This is a genomic window from Candidatus Methanoperedens nitratireducens (assembly GCF_900196725.1).
GTDB classification, from domain to species: domain Archaea; phylum Halobacteriota; class Methanosarcinia; order Methanosarcinales; family Methanoperedenaceae; genus Methanoperedens; species Methanoperedens nitroreducens_A.
Genome location: NZ_FZMP01000203.1, coordinates 47736 through 67694 on the forward strand (window position 1 = coordinate 47736; position 19959 = coordinate 67694).

The following is a 19959-nucleotide window of genomic DNA, read 5'->3' on the forward strand; positions in this document are numbered from 1 at the left end:
TTTGTGATATCTAATTGTTTTCGCAAATTACCTATAGTTTCTCTTCCGAGTGCTTTCTTATCAATATCCCTTTGTTGCAGAGCGTTTCTTCAATTTCCACAAAGTCCTTAAGATTGAATTTTTCTATTAGCTCTCTGGGAAGCGTTATCTTACCATCGGAAGTGATCGGGCTGATGATTGTTTCTCCCATGAAGCCCATATTTAATTCTAAAGGTAGATAAGTATTTTTGGTGATTCTGCCGGGATGGTTAATATTTAAGAACAATGAGAGATAGAATTAAATCTATGAGAAATAACCTGTATCCTTATCCGGTTGAGACCCTTAAGCACTGGTATGTCACTATAATTGGCGGTCAGTCCGCAGAGTTGAAACCGAACCAGATCGGAGTGAACAAGAAAGCGCTCGCTGTAAATACGGATATAGTGCCATACGAGGATAGTGTGCTTGTATCGAAATTGGAGAATAACAGACCGCAGCCTCTGTTCGCAAAGGAGTATTTCACTGTTGTTCCCCTTGATGAGACCTCACCGGATGCCTCATCCAAATCGCCTATAGGCGAGCTTGTCCTGCCTTTAATGGATAAAAAAAAGAGGGACTGGCTGGAACCGCTCAGGATAGGTGAGCCTGTTATACTCAACAACGTGCTGAGCCAGAGATTCCTGAGGGGGTTTGCACGCAGCATGGACAGGTTGTTGAAATCGGGGCGGCCATCAATAGAGTACAGGGATAATTAAGATAGATATTCCTTCGTGCCAATACCGGTTGGGAATGGCTGTAAGATCCTATTCAGGAAATCAATCAATAGTATATTCCGAATGAACTACAGAGACGCAGAGAAGTATTTTGAAAAAACTCTCTACGTCTCTGTGGCTTTTGATTATATTTGCCACAGAGTCTGCCATGAACTGCGGGTTCATAAATGAACATGAAAAAGTACAACAAAACAGGCATTAACAACGAACTCGTACGAACTAATACGAACTCACGCAACCGGAGTTCGTTGTGAGTTCGTATTAGTTCGTTGTTTAAATAGTGTCTGTTTTCATACCAGGCACAGAGAACACAGAGATGTGTTTAAAAATATCTGTGCCTCTGTGGTTTTAACTTTTCGGATAGGCTCTTAAAGCATCTTACGACCCGCAACCAACATCATAGTGAAACTGGCAAAAAACACACCCTCTTCATCAGTCTGTTCAAGATTCGCATGCCAGCGTTGCAGTTCCTCTTCAGTGATAATACCGGCGGCAATAGCCTCGCGCTCGGCTTCATCCAGTAAAGCAAAATATCGTACTAAGGTGTAGTCAGTTGAAAAAACGGGAATATTTCAACGATGATATCTGCAAGGTTTTGCTGCTTGAATAAGCGATATAATTGGCGACCTGCATAGCCGCTTTTAAACTTGTCTGTGCGAAAGCGACGCATTCTCCACTCAACATCAGTAACAGAATTGTCTATACTCAATGTACTATGATCTGAATCTGCTGCTACAATCCATCCTCCTGGTTTGGTAATTCTGACCATCTCGGATAAGACCTTCTCAGGGTTTAACACATGCTGGAACAAACGCTCAGTACGGCAGGAGTCAAAGTAGTTAGAGTCGCAGGGAAGTGAAATTGCGTCATAATGCTTATGTATCACCCGATCCGCAACACCAGCTTCTTTCGCTTTTTTGTTAGCGGTTACGATCATCTGGTTATCGGTATCTACTCCGATTACCTTGCCGGCAGGGCCAACAAATTCAGCCAATGGGATTGTATCTGTACCTGAACCGCAGCCTAAATCGATAACCTGGTACCCGGTCTGTAAATGCATTAATTCGTAACTGCGTTCTTTAAGCGGCTTAACTTTTAGAGCAAGGGTCTCCAGATATTCCGGATTGACATATCCAAGATATTCAATTGAGATATCTTTTCCTCCTTTTTTCCAATACCGATGGACGTTACCCGGTTTAAAACATTGCTTCTATACTATTTTAAACTTTATACTGCGCCTTGCCCAATAACCAAACCCCACCGGCACTTTTTCCGCCTTACCCGCCCCACTAATGTACCGGAACGACAACCACATCTGTTTTCTTGCCATCCTGGCGGTTCTCCTTTATCTCCTTTCCATCGTAAGTGCTGAGCACGATGGTTTTTCCTTCCCTGTTAACGGTCTCAAGGTGCACCGGTCTTCTCCATGCCTCATACAGGGCTTTCAGCAATACCTCGCTTGTTTCTGCAGGCTGGAGCGTCAGCTCTCTGGGAGAAAGACCCAGTTTATCATAACCTGAAAAGTCCTGGACGAGGTACAGCTCTTTCTTATTATTATAATTCCCTCCGCCCTTCTCCACATATAGCCTGGGCAGACCGTTATTATAAGTCTCAAAAAGCAAAGTATCTTTTATACTCTGGTACTTCCTGCTTGTTATGGTATAGGTATCCTCCACCCTTTTATCTTTTTCAGGCTCTTTGCCTGCATACACGAACATGCCGCTTGCGACCCTAGTAAAGAAATCCTCCGTAAAATAGCTGTTGATGAAAGTATAATCCGTGTTGGTCGCAACTATTTCCAAGACTTTATCCCAGCCCCTGTCAAGCCTCAGATTAAAATCATGTCTTTCCCTGGCATCTTCCAACTGCTCATAGTCAAGGTCAAACCGTCCCTTATCCCATTTCTCGATAACGTCCAGCAGCATATTCATGCCAAGCCAGTATGGATTTATTTCTACGGTCCTGCCGCCATGCGATTCAGAACCTTCCTGTCCTTCCTTCTCACTCTGCCCGGGCTGGTAAGTTCCGGTCGTCCTCTGTTTCAGCCACCTGAAAGTTTCACCCATTGGAAGCCTACTGTCAAGACAGTACTTTAAATCGACAAGCGCTGCAAAACCCTCATTCAGGTACCTGCAGAGCCCCCATGTAGAAAGGTAGCGGTTTTGCTCCCACGTCATACTTAATATCTCCCTTTCCCAATCCGCAAGCGTATCGGCATTATCTACTATGAACTTAAAAACGTCATAATCCCTTTCTTCCGGGATATTCTCTCTTTTTGATTTCTTTTCGATCTCATCTATCAGCCTTTTTTTCTTCTCACCCGGCGAAATAACGAACTTCTCAAACGGTAACTCCTTGACAACCTCTTCACCGTTCTTTTTTACCGGATACCTGTCAACAAGTGTGGATAACGTATATCCTATGTCCATAAGCCTTTCAACATTCTCTTCACCCACATCCTTCTCGATCTCTGCTATCCTTTCCTTCTGTTCTGCCATGAACGCCATGGGTGAAGAAGGCTTGAACTCGTTCATTTTCCAGTTGTTCTCAAAGGCATGTATATGACCGTAAACATGCGCCATGACGAGCTTGATGTCCGTAAGACTGTCGCCGCTGTAGATATAAGCTTCAGCAGGCTCCTTTCTTTTCTCTTCCCAGACTTCGCTCGGGACTACTATCTCATAAACCTGCCAGTATCCCAGAGTATGCCCTTTCTTCTGTATGAAATACTGCTGCCCGAGGCTCCAGTGCTGAGGGAACATCACCCATCCGCCGGTCGCAATAATACTGCACAGGTCTTCCAGGTTTACAATATTGAAATTTATATCGGTGATGTCAAGCCTGTATTTTTCCACGCAGAACTCCGCTATCTCATTTGCTATTTCAGTAAGCTCTTTATCAACCATCCCGTCGTTCCAGACTTTTATTATCGGTTTTCTCATCTTATCCTCTTTTGCCGAAAAATTCTCTCATGGCTTTCCACAGGTCGTCCTTTTTACCGATCGTGCATAACCTGACCTTCCCTTCGCTGACCAGGGGACTGTATATGTTCCTCAGTGCGGTCAGGAATTTAGTATCCTCTTCCTCGTAAAGATGGGTCTCAAGGAAACATAGCCTGGTCAGGTCTGGCATCAGTTTTGCAAGCCTGGAGAGGGCTACCTCGTGGTCCCAGTTCTCCCCGTCGGTCATCTGAATTAAGTAAATATCAACATCGCCTTTATCTATCCTTCTTTTTACCTGCGTTTTTCTTTCGTAATCCCTGCCCGTCATCATTGCATTCAGTATCTCATAGGCAGGACCGAAGCTCGTTCCGCCGCTTGCCTGGAGCCTGTAATAGTTCTCTTCTGACTCCTCCCAGGCAAAATCATTATGCGCTATGTAAACTCTCTCTACTTTCGGATAGAACTCCTTTAACCACGTATCCACCAGGAAACTCAGTATGTACGAGGCTTCCAGGTCAGCCGGTGTAACTGACTGTGAAACATCCCGGATATAAATCACAAGTGCATCCTTGGACGGCTTGTATTTCACCTTCGGGAACCTGTACCTGAGGTCTTCTTCATCTATCTTTATCCGCAACCCGTCTCCGGGCTTCATTTCACCGGCAACTATCTGCCTGTCCACCATGGCATACAGGGTTTCATCCAGGTCAAGAAGCGATTCCGAACCCCTTTTAGAGATTGCAGGATAGGTTATTTTATCAATCTCTTTCTTCCTTTTAGAGGGTTTGATCGTTTCCAGTTCAAGCTCGTTCTTCATCCAGCTTACAAGGTCTTTTATCGTAATATCTTCGTATATCGCCTCAACTACGCCCCTTCCACCTTTCCTTCCTCCTGCCCCTCCCTCGCTCGGGAATACCTTATCCCCTTCCTTCCCCGGACCTGAACCGACTCCCGGCGTCCATGGGCCGTATTTTATATGCGGGAGATGGACGATGGGTATCCTCAGCCTTATTACTTCTCCTCTTTTCATCGAGCCGAGCTCGATGTATTTTAGCTGGCCTATTGTCTTCTTTTTCGCTTCCTCCACCCTTTTCCTGTATTTCTTTCTTGCCGAGCCTATTGGATCGCTCATTATTTTATCACCGCCCTTGATGTTATCCTGACCACAGATTCGGCGCAGTCATCACAGTATCCAAGTTCTTTTTTCAAAATACTGGTAATTTTTCCAAGCCTTTCGGAGTCTTTCGGATTAAGTTCTCCGCTTTGCTTCAGTTCTTTCCATGGTATGAAATTCAGCATCTCCTCATCGATCGCTATTACGTCGGGTCTCATTGCCAGAAGCTGGGAGAATGCCGGAGGCTCTTTATTTTCGATGAAGTACTTATCGATAGCAGCATCCAGTACCTTTCCATCTGCTTTGTAAACATTGAGTTTCCTGGCTATTCTTTCCATCTCTTCCTGTACAGGAACTTCACCGACCCCGACTACCTGTATTTTTGATTTGGTTTCGAATTTTTTCGATTTGAACAGGCTGATGTAGTAGGAGAACAGTTTTTCCGCATCATTAATAGTACTATCAAAACCGAGAGAGTTTACCGTGTAAGCAAGTATGACATCCCTGAGCGCTGTATTCCTTAACGCCTCAAGTGGTACCTCTGCTGATGTTTTGAAGTTGGAATCTTCTTTTCTCTTCTCAAGATACCCCTCGACATGCTCCAGAGTAAGGCATTCATCGGGTCTTGCCATGTTGAACAGGTCAAAAAGAAGCGTTCTTGATGAGAGCCCTTTTTTCCAGCCGTCCTTGCTTTCTGCCGCCTCAGGAACCCTTTTCCTTATCAGCTCTGTCTCCTCTTCCGAAAGTCTTTTCCCATACTCGTATTTTTCATAAGCGTCCAGGTACTTCTTCAGATCTGCTGTAGAATTTACATCTATCCTGCTCCCTACGGCGAACTTTGCCAAGATAGCCAGGGCTTCGGGAGAAATATGCCTGAACGGCAATTCCCCCTTCTTAAGGATATTTTCCTCTGCCGTGCAGGACAGGTTCCTTCTTATAAAAACCGGATATATCGCATCTTTTAAAGGGGCTGCTTTATTTATCTCATGCATCTCCGTGTTCGCGTACATCAGCACGACCATATCTGGAGAAAATATCGAACCGTCCCTGAGCGGGATTTTCAGGTCCCTGAGCCTTAGCAGAAGCTGGTAGTTCGTATCAGGGGTTGTGTTAATGGCTTTATCATCAATCTCTATATTCAGGATACCCCGGTTGGCTTTCTTCAGCACATCTTCGAAAATATCCGGAAAGTCTTTATGCACAAGTTCTACCGAGGCTATCTGAGGCTCAAGCCTGATTACCCGGACAATGTCATCCAGGATATAGATAATCTCATTTTCATCTTCGATTGAGGCTATTATATCCGATGTGTTTTCTTTTTTCATTTCCCGGAGGTTATCCTCAAGTCTTTTAGCAGCCTTCCTGACCAGCCTTTTATAGATCTTCGAGCATGCGGGACATAAATTACTTCCGCCGTATTTTGAGTATTTTTCCCTTAGCTCCTCAGGGATCAACGAATTTGAAGTGGTGATGAGGTTCAGGGGGTCTTCGTTAAACGGACAATATATCTCTTTATCTTTATCGACGAAATAGAATGTAAACCTCGGGTTTTTTTCCAGGTCTTCTGTCAACCCTTTATCCAGGATCTTACTTATCTCGGTTTTTCCGCTGCCGGTAGGACCTATGAGCAGGACAAGCGGCACCAACCCTCTTTCATAGGATTTTGATACGATGTAAACGCCCCTGACAAACCTGCCCAGAGATTCAAAAAGACCTTCTATCTTATACTTCCCTTCCTTAAAAAAAGGGTATTCCCGGAGCCCGCCTGACTTTCTGTAATTGGCTGAGATTATCCTGTATAGCCTCTGTGCGCTTTTTTCGGCAATGGAGCTATCTTCTTTAACCAGCGCCAGATAATCTGAGAACGATATCCCTGAGAACAGGGATTGGGTCTGGCTATGTAGTTTGTTTATATCTTTTTTTGTTTCAGCCATGATAGCATAGACTGTTATTTCTTTTCTCTCCTGACTTTTGAGGCTATCTGGAGCACTATGGATGCGCACGACTTGCAGTAGCCTGCCTTGTACAGTTCCTGCATCACAGGTTCATTTGCAGGGCTGTATACTATTGAAACATCATCGACCATGCTTGGGAGGACATTTTTTATGGCATAATCCTCTATGGCTTTCCTGAAAGTCCTGTCCTCTGCCAGAAGCTGCAGGGTCAGCTTCTCCATCGGGTATTTTTCTTCGGTAAAGTCATGGAGCCTGTACTTTACGTGATTGGCGAAGTTCTTCCTGAAGTCCTTCGGGTTAGCTATCCCGGAAGCTTTTTCTATAGATTCCAGGAAGCTATAATCTATGGACTGGGTCTTCCCGGTCTTGTCTTTATAATCCTTTTTCCCGATCTCATCCTCGTATACCTGTACCAGGTACCGGAGGGCTATATTTTTTATCCGTTCCTCTCCGAGGATGGCTTTACTGACATCCTTGACGACCGACTGGTGATAAAGTTCGTTCGCTTCAAAAAGAGACAGCTCGGCAGGCTCGTTCTTCTGCCCGGGTGTTCTCATGTCCACTATCCTTCTTCTTGTTTCCGGGTTTATCCCGTCATAAGTCCGGACGACCTCATTGTAAAAGCTCAGGATATTAATCATGCACAGGCAGCCTTTGTAACCGGGGTCAAGGATCTCGGCTTTACTTTCCTCCGGGATCTTATCCAGTGCTAACAGCATCCTTGCCGGGAGGTCCTGGAAAAACCTGAAGGGTATGCCGTATTTTATTCCCTCGGTCAGTTCTTCCATGGGTTTTAACTGGGCTGCGTCTTTTAATTCCTGGTGCATCTCTTCCAGTTTTCTCTCAAATCCATGGGGTATCTCGCCGTTATATACCAGCGCCTTCTGGAGCAGTGTTACTTTTAGCGAGGAATCAGGTGCGTCCAGGGTCGAGAGTACAGCTATCGGTGCCAGCAGCCTTTCAATATAATGCGGCGGCACATGGATGCCTCTTTTCTCAGACAGGTTTTTGAAAATCCTTCTTTTCAGGGCTTCTGCCAGGTCATCCATTACTACCAGATGCCCCATCACAATCTTGTTAGACCGTGTTTTAAGATATTCCCCCAGTCTCGGTATGGAGCTTATTTTACCGTACTCCTCAAGGTTGGTCGTGGCAAATATGACCGAATCTATCCTGACATCGTATTTCCCGATGACCTTCAGGTTCCTGCTCGTGATCAAGTCAAGCACTTCATCCAGCAGGCCGACCTCATGCGCTTTGTACATCTCGGAGAAATGTACGATATGGTGCTGCGGCGAGGGGGCGTCTATAGCGCCGCCTATTCCGTAATTAAGCGCCAGCGGATGCTCTTTGTCAAGGAATTTTGAGAACCTTTTCATGTTCACGGAACCACCGAAGATCTTTGAGGGGTCATAAGCCTTCTCAGCTGTCGGGCGGAACTCTTCCATCATTGCGTCCGTCTGCGGAAGCAGATTTACAACCTTGACCCTCTCTTTCCAGTCCTTTTCGCCGTTGTTCTTAAGTACCTGTATAACGTGCTGGCAGGTCGGGCATCTTGAGAGCGTCGGATATATCTCTCTCCACCTGAAATTGTGATGGACCTTTGAATTGGCTTCCTCTAAAACCGGTTTAAGCTTTTTCCGGTCAATAAAATTCAGCGGGTTCTCATGTGCTGGACAGTATAGCTCGGTCAGTCCGCCGAAGAGTTCCGAGACACCGCCAAGATCGAATTTAATACTGTACAGTTCGCCTTCGGGTTTTGTCGCATAGCCATCAAGGGTGTATGCCATGAGATTGATCAAATCGGTCTTTGCAGAACTCGGAGGACCTATCAGGATAAAGAACCTGCTCTGAGCATCCCTGTTTATACATGCTTCTTCCAGGTGATGCATGATCTCATTTACCGGCTCTTCTATACCGTAAAGATATATCTCGAACGGGTTTGTCGCCCCGGCTCTTTTCCAGGGGCTTTCTACCCTGTCATCCAGGAATCTCCATCTCCTGTGTTTCCAGGGCTTTCTGGATTCCTCAGTCCCGAACATTCTCAGTGCGGCATATAACCGCTGGAACGCGTTAAAGCCCAGGGACGGGCGTTCCTGGAACATAGTTAGAAAATCGTCCAGGCTGAGTTCCTTGCGCTCAAATTCATCCGGGTCGATTCTTATTACATCGTCACCAAGGTATACAACCTCTTTAAGTTCTTTTCCAGTTTCTTGAGTTTCCATGTTTTAACCCTTTTAGTTAAAATTGAGGTTTATTTTTCAATACAACGAAGAGTTATAAAACATTATCGGACGGCAGTATCTTTAGATAAAATTTAATCTTGTGTTTTTTTATAATGTTGCGTAACCAATGGCAGCAAGCCAACTATAAAAATTATTACTCATAAAAAATAACTAAAAATATGCAATTTTTAATTACCGGTAGCCTTAATTTAAAAACAGACTGGTTATAAAAAAAGAAAAACTAATGTTCTTCCCACAACCCTATGATCTCAAATGTTCTCGTTCTGGTAAACACCTGAATAACCCTGCGGCACGTCTTCGCCCAGCCTGAAAAACAGCAGTTGCAATACCCGCGCATTTTTCCGAAGCTTAAAACCCTTCTCGTTATACACAACAAGCAGGCTCTCGCTTCTCCCGCTGTATCCTGCATCCCACACGGCGGTCTCAACCGTCGCCCCGCACCGGAGCAGGCTTGAGCGGGGTTTGGCTATTGCAGCGATGTTTTTAGGGATATTCACGATTTCGTTGAATACGATCTTGTAGCTGCCTTTGGCTAGATATACCCAGCCATCTTTATCGAACTCAAGGTTTTTGGTTTGAGGGAGCTTTCGCTCTGAATTGTCAAAAGCTATAGCACCTGAACCACTATGAACCTCGACCCTCTGCAAAGTCAGCTCAATGCCATTTGGCTGGACCTGGATACCGGGGTCGATCATCTCTTCCACCAGGGGAGGTTTTTTATTGATCGAAGAAATCAGTTCATTGTAGGATAGCATGAGAACATAATTAGAATACATTGAGATAAATATTGCTGAGAATAAGAGATGAAACTTTAATCTTTAAAATTAAAAAATAAGAGAGGGTTAAACCCCATAAATATTTATACAATGTTCATTCGTTGTGTGCCTGTTGATTTCCATTTTCCAGGTTGCCAGATACCGATAGGACAATGTTGTCGCTGGCATCCTTGATGATGATTTTGGCGGTGTCGTTGCTGCCTGGTTCACCTGCATCGGTAAAGGTAAACTCTATCGTTGCGCCAGATACGCCATTGTAACGACCTGTACCATTGCCCACATAGGTATCAAACCCTGCAGCAGGTGGATTGGGCACAATTGCTGGATCATCGCTAAGAGTGGCTGATGTAAGATTTTCAAGATGGAACTTGTTGCCTTTGTCCCAGTTGACCTGAAGATTGTTGGACTCATCACTTATATTACTGCTGAGCATAAAACCATGAGTTACACGCATGCTAGCATTGAATACACTGCCTCCACCTGTCATTCGTCCTTCAACTTTGGGCGGTGTTACGCCACCGCATGCTGCTATAATCGAAGTTATTGCTGCCCCTGTTCCGCTGCCATTGGCTGCTGTTGTTATGAATGCACCGCCTGTAACATTTGCATCCTCAGCTAAGAGTGCAGCCTGACCAGCATAATCTCCGCTTGTTGGTACAAACACATCTGATACCTTGATGCCCTTAGCCAAGGCAGCAAGTGGATGCGTGGTATTCAGTGAAATGTTGTCCGCAGCGTCCTGGATGTCATTGAATCCACCCGGTGGAGCATCTGTTATCAGCACAACCATTTTTGTGGCGCTTGCTCTATACGGCGTCGTGTAGTTCCCGGTTTGAGTTCCAATGTTACCTGCGGCATCCGGCCTCGTTCCGTCTGGCAGGTTGTTCACAGAGGTATTTTTAGCCTCGTCAGACGCTTCCGGGGCGCCTGCTCCTCCGCCTGCAAAGGTGGCATTGATAGAATCCATCACTGCACTGATATTGGTAGTCAGGTTATTGTGCACCGTAACATCATCTTTGAAAGTCATATACCCTACCATCAAATCCCCGCCAGATGCTGTGGTTGCTGTTGAAATTATTGTTGGCAATTCCGCCTTAATATTACTTATTGCGCCGCCCATGCTGCCGGTGTCATCCAATGCTATCGTGAGGTCTATCGGACCGCATATTCCGGGTGTCACCGTTGTGGTTATTACCCCAGTAGAAGAAACAGTCGTAGCTCCGGTTACCGTTCCATCATTAGGCCCACCCAAAATAGGCGTGATTGTCGATGCTGCTACTAGGATTAACGTCAGTAGCAGAGCCGGCACAGTTGTTTTCATTCTTATTTTCATTTGTCTTCCTCCTAATATTTTAGTAGTTACTTTTACAAGGCTAGCCTACGGCTGCCATGTATAGCGCCCCAACTGGCGCTTGATGCATTAACCACCTTACCCATAAAGGCAAATCCCCATGCATCTCGGATTTTTTAAAATGTGGTTTTAATTTAGTAGTTTTGAAATCATGTTTTGCGAAAAACAGCATGTTACCGTTTTTCTATTTGTAGCTCCCACATAATTGAACACAAAGTCACATTCTTTATATTATATAAATCTTTCTAAATTATAATTCTTATTAATTATACTTCTTATGTACGTCATAAACCTTGACAATTTTAGAATAAAGTGAAAGCAAATATTAATCTGAACCGAGATTGATAAATATACAAATCTTGCCTCAAAAACAACCCATTAATGCTATCATACACTAAAAGGGGAAAATAATGACCACTATTGAACTTTATTATTCGGATACATGCCGCGACTGTCACCAGTTAAGGACGCTTCTAATGCAGGTAGTGCCTAAAAGCATGAAATTCAAGGAAATCAATATCTCCTACCCCGAAGGACAGCGCCGCGCCAGCGAGCTTAACATCATGTCGGTACCCACGATAGCCATAGACGGAGAGGTAGTATTTGTAGGAAGGACATCCAGAGAGGAACTCCTGAAAGAGATAAATTCAAGAAAGCCCCTATCGGGGCAATTTAACGCTTGATGATGCTCAAAATACATATCTTATTTCACCCGATTTAGATTCATATACTTCTCCTTGCATCTTCAGATGTTGAAAATCGCAAAGTACCTGTTCTTTATCAATCCCTCTCTTTTCAGCCTCAGACACAACTTTTTGGCGGTGGCTCTTCGGTTGGATAACTTTCAGTCCCTTCGTAACATATTCCAATAAACTCCATCTCAATGTTGCAATCCGGGCATAATAGAGGATCATAGTCAAAAGTTTTCTTAATTTCTCCCCTCCAGCTTCTCTTAATAAGGATCATTTCCCCTTCGTGGAATTCAGTTTGCCTATGCCTGTATCCTCTTCTTGAATAGATTCCGACATACCTCACGATTTTGAAATTCTTTTCAGGAATATGGCTAAGAAGTAACCGGATGAAATCAACTTATCCATTTCGGCAGCGGGGCAAGAAAATGCGTTTATACTTTCCTATGCGTCAAGAAAATGCGTTTATACTTTCCTATGCGTTGAAAAAGCGCAAAGCCCTGGGAATTTAGAAATAGAAAGCTAAAACCAGTATTCTGGATACTTTCTATCTTTTGAGAGATTGTTAACTGCAAGAGCAACAATCAGGAGTATAAGAGCACCGAGACCTGCGGGCATAAAGGCATAGAAAAAACCAAGATCGTGTATCTTTTCACCCCCAATGACGGCAATTAATGCTGTAGCCCCTCCTGGGGGGTGAAGAGTTTTTGTTAGCAGCATTGAAGCAATGGCAAAAGATACTGCAAATGCAGCCGCTATCCACAGGGTCATCCCAAATAATTGGAAACACAAAACGCCAACAAATCCCGATATTACATGACCGCCGATCAAGTTCCTTGGTTGAGCCAGCGGACTTTTGATCGCAGCATAAACAAGAACAGCCGATGCACCGAACGAGCCTATTATTAAAGTTGAATCCCTTGGCTCAAAATATATCGAAGAAAGAAAGCCAATGGCTGCGATGCCGACCGCCGAGCCAAGCCATGACCACATCACTTCCGTAAATCCAACTCCAGGCGGGCTTCTTGCACCACCTTTCATCTTTAACAGATATGCCCTCATCTCTCCCCCATAAATCGCACTATGTTTGCCCTCGATATGATCCCTATAAGTCTATTTTCATCATCCACAACAGGGAGCCTTTTGATTCTTTTCTCATCCAGGATCCTTGATACTTCTCTTATATCTGTATCAGGTTTTGCTGTTATTACCGGTGAGGTCATTATGTCCTCTACCGTATTCCCATTTCTATTCCCTGGATGCGGCTCACTGATGATATGCCTTAGTATATCTTTGAAAGTATGACCTCTTTTCATACCTGCCATATAAAGAATATCAGCTTCTGTAACGATACCGATCACATGGTTCATGTCATCCACGACCGGCACCCCACTGATCTTGTTTTCCGAAAGGATTCTTGCCACTTCGTGAAGATTGGCATCTTTTTTAACAGATATAACATTCTTAGTCATCACATCGCTAACAGGAACCTTGAGGGAAAGCCTTTCTTTTGCATGCTTTATTGCGACCGTGTATATCTTTTTTAGATCACCTTCAGTGATATCAATGTACTGGCGCAGTTCCCTCAAAGCAGCTTCTAAATCTTCGCTCTCAAGTTCTATCTCTTGCATTACCCTCACAACCGTAATAGCGCTCTCATGTTCTCACCCATGATAAGCTCCTTTTCTTCCGGGGATATATTAAGCGACCTTATTTTTCCAATCTCCCGCTCCATACTGATATACGGGGAATCCGACCCTATTATGATCCTTTCTGCGCCCAGGGTCTCCACAGCCCCCCGGACTACTTCCAGCTTGAACATGCCGGTCGTCTGGAGATATATGTTCTGATGCTTCTTTGCAACTTCAAGAAAATTTCCGTACATGTGCGCCATAATGAGCCTGGCTTCAGGAAATAATTCTGCCAGTTCTCCGAACTGGTCAGGAGGCGATTCTTTTTTACCTGAGTCAAAGATGATGGGAACATTGTATTTTGCAGCCTCTTTGATTATCTCTCTCAGGTACCCATCCCTGAGAGAAAAGCTCTGGCTTGAGGGATGCAGCTTTAAGCCAGCAAGTCCGATCCTGATATCCCGTCTTAACTCTTCAATAGCATTTTCACCATAATTAGGGTCAAGCCGTGCAAAGCCTACCAGCCTGTCGGGATATTCCCTGATAGCATCTGCAATCCTGTTGTTCGCTAAAGAAAAGGACACGCCAGGCTGTACCTCATTGAAAGGGAATATAACTGCCCGATCTATCCCAAGCCGGTCCATTTCAGCAACGATCTCACCGGGAGATTGCATTTTTCCATCGCCTCTATCCGGTCCACCTGCATGGTTATGCGCATCTATTATCATTTCTCGCCTCTGTGCTGTCGCGCAGAACTTACAGTAAAACCATATCTCTCCAATTCAAGAAGAATCGAATGCATATCATCAGACGGGATATTTTTTACTTCAAATAATGCTTTTCCAACCGGTATGTGTAAAAAAGGTATGCGGTACCGTTCCATCAGGTTTGATAACACCGTTAACTTATCTGCCTCCCATTCTCCTCCTTCGCTAAATAGGTGCAGGATGAATCTATCCTGATTTTTATACGCTCTGGCCCTGTACATGATCCTTCACTCAAAGTGTATCTCATTTTTATTTGGCGGCTTTGGATTCGGGAGCAGTTTCCCGTCGAATTTAATCCTTAAATCGCTTATGAAATCAGCCCATTGTTCCGGTATTCCGAGAACGTCTCCGATACGCATATTCCCGCATTCTTTTCCGGCTTTTTCATACCATTTTATGATGGTTTCAATGAATTCCGGTATATCTTCATCGCTCACGAACTCAGCGATTTTGTGACCTAAAACGGGATGTCTTCCATGCTTCCCTCCGACGCGGATTATCCAGCCTTTTCTCTCCTCCTGCCATGAATCGGTCGGGCAGGAGCGGATGCAATCTCCGCAATAGAGACACTTTTGAGGGTGAAAAATGGGTTTTCCGTTATCCGGACTGCTCTCTATCGCTCCTTCCTTGCAGGCACTGGCACATATGCGGCATCCGATGCATAGCTCATCAACCCACTTTGGTTTGACTGCACCCTGGAAGCCAAGATCATTTTCAGAAGTACGGGCACAGTCTATGGGGCATCCGGAGAATGAAATCTTAAATTTGTGGGGCATTGGGTGGGCAAAGAACTTCTCATTTACGAGTTCCGCCATTTTTTGCGTATCCATAATGCCGTTCGGGTTATACTCGCAGCCGGAGCATGCTGTAGGCACCCTTATCCGCCTGCCGCATGATGCTATTTTCTGGTCTGATTCCAGCAGTTCTTCATTCAGTTTTTTAAAATCGTGAAAATTTACGTACGGCAGTTCTATAGACTGCCTTACTGAAAGGTGTACATAGTCCCCGGCGTATTTCTTTGCCACTTCTAAGATTTTCTCAAGCTTTGAGAGCGGGACTCTCCCGCCAGGACAGCGAAGTCTGACCGTGAACAAATCCTTCTGGCGCTGCTTAATCAGACCGCCGGATTTTAGGGTGTTAAAATCTACCATCTCAGACACCAGCGCCTTTTCTTACCAGGAGTTTATAGCAGCCTTCGGGAAGTTTTTCAACTTCAACTATCCTGTGACCTTCTTCTTTTATCGATCGCGGCACATTTTGCATCGGTTCTCCATTATCAAGAACTATTTCTAAAATGCTATCATTTTCAATCTCTTTCATTTTTAGCTTGATCTGGACCAGGTTAATAGGACACATTACTCCTCTAAGATCCAATCTGCCGGAAATTTTATCTTCTATCATGTATTCGCCTTTTTATTTCTCATCGTCTTTTTCTAAGCAATACCAGCGACGCCAGTACTATCAGCGCCGCGAACGCTGCAATTCCCTCAAATCCCGGCGTTGCCTTTGCTTCACCTGTCTTCTCCGCATTCTCAAGCGCCGCTAACCTGCGCAGAGTAGCGTTCTCTCCCTTAATCTTTTCAAGCTGGAGGTTGAGTTGCGCCCAGCCGTACCAGTGGGCATAATCCGGGTTCATGTGGTATGCGCCTTTCCATGCATGTACGAGGGCGTATTTGTACAATTCAAAGAATTCAGCCTCAATTCTGGAGGTGTTGGAGTAGGTCTGCTGCCCTGTAAGAGGGAGTTTGTTTCCTGTTACAGGATTTGGAGGTCTGTTCTCAGGCATGGGGTCAAGCAGCCCATCCCTTTCCAGATCCTTAATAATCTTTATTGCCTCACCAGCTTCGCATCCGATTGCATTTTTATCTCATCCGCCCGGGCAAGGACATCACTTGCGAAGGAAGTGGAATGGCAGCGCGAACAGATCGATAGCATCCTGGCTCTTCCGGCATTGAAATCTTCCCGGGTTATTGACCTCTGCACTATCCCGTACTGGTCAGTGACAGAAGTATCACCGCTATTATTGTTGCTTATAAAAGCACCCTGAGACACGGTGCCCAGCGTGATTCCCTGGCTCACATCATGCGTTCCGCCATCCGCATGGCAGGTAACACAGGTAGGTACACGCGTAGTATTCCTATCGATATCAGATATCACCCCGTGCTTTGAAGTCCTGTAATATTCTATCTGCTCATGGTCAAGTCCCATGTGGCAGGTCTCACATGCTTCGGGCTGGCGTGCCTCAACCTTGCTGAACACGTGCCTTGTATGGCAGGAATCACATTTTCCAGCCGAGCCGTCTGCGTGCACTTTTCCCACACTGTGGCAGCCCTCGCACATGCTCGCCCTCATCTTGTCATTTGGAATAGCCTTGTACCGTGCAGCGTCCTCCATTTTTTTCCATCCTATGCTGTGCTTCCCGGCGCTGAACTGGGATACCTGGCTGGGATGGCATTTGCTGCAGTCCCTGGGCGATACGGTCCTGGTGATTAGAAAACCATTATGGCTGAACGAATCCTTATCCCCCGCGTCTGCTGTATGGCATTTATCGCATGTCACATTATTTGCAGCATGCTTGCTCTGGCTCCAGTCATTGATTATACCTTTTGTAGCACCTACTGATGAGTGACAGCCAATGCAGGCATTGTCCTTTATCTCATTCTTCTGCGCATCTGCTATTGCCGAAATTCCTGTCAATATAAGGGTTACTACAGCCAACCCGATCAGTCTGTTTCTCATTTTTACCATCCTACCTTTTTACTTTTTAAGTATTTCCAATAGCTATGTTGATATTTTCAATGCATATATCTAACCATTATGAACTATAATTAAAAAATAGAAATTGGCTATATCTTATTATAAGCAATATGAGTTTGATATCTGGAAGTCGAAATCTTTAATACATCAAGGATTTAAAACAATAATCAAAGGAGGATTAAGAATTAAGAAATTTTCAGAAGAGCTCACATCATTTATTCAGGAATACCCTGAGGTCTGGGAGGCACACGAAAAAACAGGCGAACTGGTGCATAGTGCAGGACCGCTTGATAAAAAGACCTGCCATCTGATACAATTAGGGATGGCTGCGTCCGCCCAGTTGCACGGTGCAGTGCGCTCGCACGCAACACAGGCATATGAAGCCGGGGCAACAGCAGATGAAATATACCACACCATACTGCTCACATTAAACACTGTAGGCTTCCCGAAAATGATAATGACCTATAGCTGGGTCAGGGAGCTACTTGAAAGATTAGATAAAGAAGAGATTTGAACATAACAGGCTTCAAAGTTCTCTGTGCTCAACTCTTTCTATCAGCTTTAATTTTATCGCTTTCATGGAGATATGCTTCCAGATTGCGTACCTCATTTTCAGTCTCAACCCGAGCCTTTTTGTACTCACCTGATGCTTTTCCAAAAGACCTTGCAAATTCGGGGAGCTTACTGGCTCCAAAGAGCAGAACAACCACAAGGATTATCAATAGCAGTTCCTGTGATCCGATCATTCGTTTTCACCTCCTATGTTTTGATTTCAGCAAACATTGTATAGTAACCTTCATCGGCGCACGGTTTGCAATATAGCCTCTCGCCCTTTCTTAATGAGAGGCTCTCCGGTATAAGGTCATTACAACCCTCGCACCGCATTATTGGTGATTTCTCGAACTTCTGTTCCATTCGAACCTTAACCAATTTAATATCGAAGTAAGATTCATCCGCCCTCAATAGCAGATGTGCCAGAGTGTTCTCCTCGTCTTTTGTTAGCTTTCCACGGCGCATCATCCATATTTCCATCAGAGGAGATATGCCGGATGCAGTTTCCCTTAATGAAACCCTTATTCCTCTGCCATCTCTTGCATCTGCAATAGTAATTGCAAGCTTGCCATAGTCCTCTACAACAGCATTCCCGTGACCAAGGGTGCAGCCTGTTGCCACCTGCATGGCATCGGCAAGACACCTTGCGGTCTCAGATATCCCGATGAGATGCTTATCACCTTTTTTTACATTCAATCGTAAAAGTGCAAATTCGCTCATCCGAAGACCCAGAGCTATGCCTGGTGCCATGTGTCCGTGCAGTGCAACTGCAGTATCGATTGCTTTATCATCCATTTTTCTTCCTTACAAGATATATAGCTATCAGGGCAACAACAGAGCCAATCCCTCCTAGTGCGGGCGATTCTTTGGGAGCTGTATTTCCGGGGGCTGCTGTCTGGTTGAACCATGTTGTCGTACCATTACTCGCAATCTCAGCGCTCATTGATTCCACTGACCTGGTGATTATTTCAGCTTCATTCTGGTAAGTGAGCGTTGCATGGGTCTCCAATTTATTGATGCCGTCCTGGATTTCGAACTCAAACACTTCAATTCTGTTTTCCCTCGGTTTGATTCTATTGTCGCTGGCTACGGAAGCTGCCTTCCAGAAATCATATACTTCGTCACCGTACTGGTCAACTAATGTCTTTGTGTAAACCTTCTGAGCGCTGAATAAACTCTTTCCATTTTCATCTGTTGCCTTAAAATCCAGAATGACCTTTCGCGAGGGAATACCGCTCGGGATTTTATGCCCGACGTTGTTGTTCGTAATGTTAAGCGTAACTTTAACCCTGCTACCTGTCTGCTGGATATTAGACTCTATCCGGAAAGCCTTTGCCAGAAATTGCCCTGAGTGGCTTCCATACCAGAAGTGCTGGTAAACCTTCTCCCGCAGGGTTCCGTTCTTTGCTGCAACACCACGTTTTGCCTCCATGTGGCAATCCTGGCATTGCTTGCCTTCTGCGGAGTAAGGACCTTCCTTCCACTCAGAATACGTCTCAAAGACGGGCACACCATTAATCGATAACTCATGGCACCCTGAGCAGAATTCTGATGTTGTGAGCATCTGGGAGTATATTGAGGTGTGCGCATCGGTCATTGAGTCCGTGTATGGACCGACCATCAAATTCCCTGTATTTAAGGCATAATCGTTACCCTCAACCCCGGTTACACTGTGACAGAAGCTGCAGGTAACACCTTCAACAGATATTGATTTTGTCAGATTGAAGTCCTTTGTTACTTTTGTTATTGGAGAATGACAGCCAAGGCAGTATTCCCTGTATTTTGGGTCGGACTTGAGTGCCCTCATATAAGCAGCCTCGAATACAGGATCGCTCACAGCGAGCGCATGTATGGACCGCCCCCACTCTTCGTACCTGTCAGGGTGACAATCGGTGCAGGAGTAACTGATCTGGAATTCTTCAACAGCCTGCGCCCCTGAGATTAACCCTATTGCTATAATTCCGACTACTGCTCCAATTATCATTTTTACACTCATATTTTCCCTCCTTTATTTTTCAGACACTATGATTTTCCCCGTCATCTGCATATGCCGGGTGCTGCACCACGTTGTACAGGTGAACATGAAACTGCCTGTCGTATCAGGTATAAACTCTATGGTCGCCACGTTGCCCGGTTTAATCTCACCGGCACCGCTCAGGCTTATGCCAAGTTCTGGTATGGCGAACCCATGGCTTACTGTGTCCACATTCCTTATCTTGAGCGTTACAGGCTCTCCCTTAATCAGATGTATCTCCTGCATGCTCCAGTTGCCTCTTTCCGGGGCGCGCGCCTGAAGCTCGATGACCTTACGCCCTGCATAGAGATTATCTTCATAAACAAGCGCTCCCACAATGGTGCCGGCTGTCGCGAGAAGGACGAGCAATCCTGCTATGATTTCTGTAATATGTTTTTTCTGCATTATTTCA

Annotated in this window: 24 protein-coding genes; 3 read left to right on the forward strand and 21 right to left on the reverse strand. The window is 45.0% G+C overall.

Annotated elements, in window-relative coordinates:
* Positions 1–31 precede the first annotated feature (31 nt).
* Positions 32–190, reverse strand: coding sequence for a hypothetical protein (locus MNV_RS19825; RefSeq protein ID WP_179294003.1), 159 nt, complete (start codon positions 188–190; stop codon positions 32–34).
* Between the two features lie 95 nt (positions 191–285).
* Between MNV_RS19825 and MNV_RS14305 the strand changes: the two genes are divergently transcribed.
* Positions 286–735, forward strand: coding sequence for a hypothetical protein (locus MNV_RS14305; protein ID WP_096206627.1), 450 nt, complete (start codon positions 286–288; stop codon positions 733–735).
* Positions 736–1291: 556 nt separating this feature from the next.
* On the opposite strand, the gene MNV_RS14310 is transcribed toward MNV_RS14305, so the two are convergent.
* From MNV_RS14310 to MNV_RS14340, 7 genes are all read right to left on the reverse strand, one after another.
* Positions 1292–1906 (reverse strand): methyltransferase domain-containing protein, encoded by a 615-nt coding sequence (locus tag MNV_RS14310; protein WP_306453655.1) that lies wholly within the window; start codon positions 1904–1906, stop codon positions 1292–1294.
* Between the two features lie 136 nt (positions 1907–2042).
* On the reverse strand, positions 2043–3695 hold the full coding sequence (locus MNV_RS14315; RefSeq protein WP_096206629.1) for a SpoVR family protein: 1653 nt from the start codon (positions 3693–3695) through the stop codon (positions 2043–2045).
* 1 nt (position 3696) lies between these two features.
* The gene (locus MNV_RS14320; protein ID WP_096206630.1) at positions 3697–4827 is read right to left on the reverse strand and encodes a DUF444 family protein; all 1131 of its coding nucleotides are present in this window, start codon (positions 4825–4827) and stop codon (positions 3697–3699) included.
* Positions 4827–6743 carry a P-loop NTPase family protein gene (locus MNV_RS14325; RefSeq protein ID WP_096206631.1) on the reverse strand — a complete coding sequence of 639 codons (1917 nt, stop codon included), beginning with the start codon at positions 6741–6743 and terminating at the stop codon, positions 4827–4829. Before MNV_RS14325 ends, MNV_RS14320 begins: the two co-directional genes overlap by 1 nt.
* Positions 6744–6757: 14 nt before the next feature.
* The gene (locus tag MNV_RS14330) at positions 6758–8989 is read right to left on the reverse strand and encodes a hypothetical protein (protein ID WP_096206632.1); all 2232 of its coding nucleotides are present in this window, start codon (positions 8987–8989) and stop codon (positions 6758–6760) included.
* A gap of 269 nt (positions 8990–9258) precedes the next feature.
* The gene (locus MNV_RS14335) at positions 9259–9765 is read right to left on the reverse strand and encodes a deoxyuridine 5'-triphosphate nucleotidohydrolase (protein WP_394336550.1); all 507 of its coding nucleotides are present in this window, start codon (positions 9763–9765) and stop codon (positions 9259–9261) included.
* 115 nt (positions 9766–9880) lie between these two features.
* The gene (locus tag MNV_RS14340; protein ID WP_096206634.1) at positions 9881–11119 is read right to left on the reverse strand and encodes a vWA domain-containing protein; all 1239 of its coding nucleotides are present in this window, start codon (positions 11117–11119) and stop codon (positions 9881–9883) included.
* Between the two features lie 428 nt (positions 11120–11547).
* On the opposite strand from MNV_RS14340, the gene MNV_RS14345 reads away from it, so the two are divergent.
* Complete coding sequence (locus MNV_RS14345) at positions 11548–11820, forward strand: glutaredoxin family protein (RefSeq protein WP_096206635.1); 273 nt, start codon at positions 11548–11550, stop codon at positions 11818–11820.
* Between the two features lie 118 nt (positions 11821–11938).
* Here MNV_RS14345 and MNV_RS21375 read toward each other — a convergent pair whose 3' ends face one another.
* The 9 genes from MNV_RS21375 to MNV_RS14390 all read right to left on the reverse strand — a co-directional run bounded on the left by MNV_RS21375 (position 11939) and on the right by MNV_RS14390 (position 16963).
* Positions 11939–12217, reverse strand: coding sequence for a hypothetical protein (locus tag MNV_RS21375; RefSeq protein WP_143311809.1), 279 nt, complete (start codon positions 12215–12217; stop codon positions 11939–11941).
* Between the two features lie 131 nt (positions 12218–12348).
* Positions 12349–12888, reverse strand: coding sequence for an HPP family protein (locus tag MNV_RS14355; RefSeq protein ID WP_096206637.1), 540 nt, complete (start codon positions 12886–12888; stop codon positions 12349–12351).
* A complete protein-coding gene (locus MNV_RS14360; protein WP_096206638.1) occupies positions 12885–13457 on the reverse strand; it encodes a CBS domain-containing protein in 573 nt (190 codons plus the stop codon). The genes MNV_RS14355 and MNV_RS14360 overlap by 4 nt, the downstream gene beginning before the upstream one ends.
* 5 nt (positions 13458–13462) lie before the next feature.
* On the reverse strand, positions 13463–14185 hold the full coding sequence (locus tag MNV_RS14365; protein WP_096206639.1) for an amidohydrolase family protein: 723 nt from the start codon (positions 14183–14185) through the stop codon (positions 13463–13465).
* On the reverse strand, positions 14182–14445 hold the full coding sequence (locus MNV_RS14370; protein WP_096206640.1) for a hypothetical protein: 264 nt from the start codon (positions 14443–14445) through the stop codon (positions 14182–14184). The genes MNV_RS14365 and MNV_RS14370 overlap by 4 nt, the downstream gene beginning before the upstream one ends.
* 6 nt (positions 14446–14451) lie before the next feature.
* Positions 14452–15375, reverse strand: coding sequence for a 4Fe-4S binding protein (locus tag MNV_RS14375; RefSeq protein ID WP_096206641.1), 924 nt, complete (start codon positions 15373–15375; stop codon positions 14452–14454).
* A 1-nt stretch (position 15376) separates the two neighbouring features.
* Complete coding sequence (locus MNV_RS14380) at positions 15377–15625, reverse strand: sulfurtransferase TusA family protein (RefSeq protein ID WP_096206642.1); 249 nt, start codon at positions 15623–15625, stop codon at positions 15377–15379.
* A 19-nt stretch (positions 15626–15644) separates the two neighbouring features.
* Positions 15645–16010 (reverse strand): Heimdall-CTERM domain-containing surface protein, encoded by a 366-nt coding sequence (locus MNV_RS14385; protein ID WP_096206643.1) that lies wholly within the window; start codon positions 16008–16010, stop codon positions 15645–15647.
* Between the two features lie 41 nt (positions 16011–16051).
* Positions 16052–16963 carry a multiheme c-type cytochrome gene (locus MNV_RS14390; protein ID WP_179294004.1) on the reverse strand — a complete coding sequence of 304 codons (912 nt, stop codon included), beginning with the start codon at positions 16961–16963 and terminating at the stop codon, positions 16052–16054.
* 103 nt (positions 16964–17066) lie between these two features.
* Here MNV_RS14390 and MNV_RS14395 point away from each other — a divergent pair, with 103 nt between their 5' ends.
* On the forward strand, positions 17067–17495 hold the full coding sequence (locus MNV_RS14395) for a carboxymuconolactone decarboxylase family protein (RefSeq protein ID WP_218838038.1): 429 nt from the start codon (positions 17067–17069) through the stop codon (positions 17493–17495).
* 28 nt (positions 17496–17523) lie between these two features.
* Here MNV_RS14395 and MNV_RS14400 read toward each other — a convergent pair whose 3' ends face one another.
* The 4 genes from MNV_RS14400 to MNV_RS14415 are packed head-to-tail and all read right to left on the reverse strand — an operon-like array spanning position 17524 to position 19952.
* On the reverse strand, positions 17524–17727 hold the full coding sequence (locus tag MNV_RS14400; RefSeq protein ID WP_096206645.1) for a twin-arginine translocase TatA/TatE family subunit: 204 nt from the start codon (positions 17725–17727) through the stop codon (positions 17524–17526).
* A 13-nt stretch (positions 17728–17740) separates the two neighbouring features.
* Positions 17741–18328: an FmdE family protein gene (locus MNV_RS14405; RefSeq protein ID WP_096206646.1), complete on the reverse strand. Its 588-nt coding sequence runs from the start codon at positions 18326–18328 to the stop codon at positions 17741–17743.
* Complete coding sequence (locus MNV_RS14410) at positions 18321–19529, reverse strand: multiheme c-type cytochrome (RefSeq protein ID WP_096206647.1); 1209 nt, start codon at positions 19527–19529, stop codon at positions 18321–18323. The genes MNV_RS14405 and MNV_RS14410 overlap by 8 nt, the downstream gene beginning before the upstream one ends.
* A 12-nt stretch (positions 19530–19541) precedes the next feature.
* A complete protein-coding gene (locus tag MNV_RS14415; protein ID WP_096206648.1) occupies positions 19542–19952 on the reverse strand; it encodes a cupredoxin domain-containing protein in 411 nt (136 codons plus the stop codon).
* Positions 19953–19959: the final 7 nt, after the last annotated feature.

What these genes read in the sequence shown, in the direction of transcription:
- MNV_RS14325 (WP_096206631.1), bottom strand. Translation starts at nt 6,743, where the DNA reads ATGGCTGAAACAAAAAAAGATATAAACAAACTACATAGCCAGACCCAA.
- MNV_RS14335 (WP_394336550.1), bottom strand. Translation starts at nt 9,765, where the DNA reads ATGCTATCCTACAATGAACTGATTTCTTCGATCAATAAAAAACCTCCC.
- MNV_RS14400 (WP_096206645.1), bottom strand. Translation starts at nt 17,727, where the DNA reads ATGATCGGATCACAGGAACTGCTATTGATAATCCTTGTGGTTGTTCTG.
- MNV_RS14345 (WP_096206635.1), top strand. Translation starts at nt 11,548, where the DNA reads ATGACCACTATTGAACTTTATTATTCGGATACATGCCGCGACTGTCAC.
- MNV_RS14380 (WP_096206642.1), bottom strand. Translation starts at nt 15,625, where the DNA reads ATGATAGAAGATAAAATTTCCGGCAGATTGGATCTTAGAGGAGTAATG.
- MNV_RS14390 (WP_179294004.1), bottom strand. Translation starts at nt 16,963, where the DNA reads ATGAGAAACAGACTGATCGGGTTGGCTGTAGTAACCCTTATATTGACA.
- MNV_RS14340 (WP_096206634.1), bottom strand. Translation starts at nt 11,119, where the DNA reads ATGAAAATAAGAATGAAAACAACTGTGCCGGCTCTGCTACTGACGTTA.
- MNV_RS14355 (WP_096206637.1), bottom strand. Translation starts at nt 12,888, where the DNA reads ATGAGGGCATATCTGTTAAAGATGAAAGGTGGTGCAAGAAGCCCGCCT.
- MNV_RS14360 (WP_096206638.1), bottom strand. Translation starts at nt 13,457, where the DNA reads ATGCAAGAGATAGAACTTGAGAGCGAAGATTTAGAAGCTGCTTTGAGG.
- MNV_RS14315 (WP_096206629.1), bottom strand. Translation starts at nt 3,695, where the DNA reads ATGAGAAAACCGATAATAAAAGTCTGGAACGACGGGATGGTTGATAAA.
- MNV_RS14365 (WP_096206639.1), bottom strand. Translation starts at nt 14,185, where the DNA reads ATGATAATAGATGCGCATAACCATGCAGGTGGACCGGATAGAGGCGAT.
- MNV_RS14410 (WP_096206647.1), bottom strand. Translation starts at nt 19,529, where the DNA reads ATGAGTGTAAAAATGATAATTGGAGCAGTAGTCGGAATTATAGCAATA.
- MNV_RS14370 (WP_096206640.1), bottom strand. Translation starts at nt 14,445, where the DNA reads ATGTACAGGGCCAGAGCGTATAAAAATCAGGATAGATTCATCCTGCAC.
- MNV_RS14375 (WP_096206641.1), bottom strand. Translation starts at nt 15,375, where the DNA reads ATGGTAGATTTTAACACCCTAAAATCCGGCGGTCTGATTAAGCAGCGC.
- MNV_RS14385 (WP_096206643.1), bottom strand. Translation starts at nt 16,010, where the DNA reads ATGCCTGAGAACAGACCTCCAAATCCTGTAACAGGAAACAAACTCCCT.
- MNV_RS14320 (WP_096206630.1), bottom strand. Translation starts at nt 4,827, where the DNA reads ATGAGCGATCCAATAGGCTCGGCAAGAAAGAAATACAGGAAAAGGGTG.
- MNV_RS19825 (WP_179294003.1), bottom strand. Translation starts at nt 190, where the DNA reads ATGGGAGAAACAATCATCAGCCCGATCACTTCCGATGGTAAGATAACG.
- MNV_RS14405 (WP_096206646.1), bottom strand. Translation starts at nt 18,328, where the DNA reads ATGGATGATAAAGCAATCGATACTGCAGTTGCACTGCACGGACACATG.
- MNV_RS14415 (WP_096206648.1), bottom strand. Translation starts at nt 19,952, where the DNA reads ATGCAGAAAAAACATATTACAGAAATCATAGCAGGATTGCTCGTCCTT.
- MNV_RS14305 (WP_096206627.1), top strand. Translation starts at nt 286, where the DNA reads ATGAGAAATAACCTGTATCCTTATCCGGTTGAGACCCTTAAGCACTGG.
- MNV_RS14330 (WP_096206632.1), bottom strand. Translation starts at nt 8,989, where the DNA reads ATGGAAACTCAAGAAACTGGAAAAGAACTTAAAGAGGTTGTATACCTT.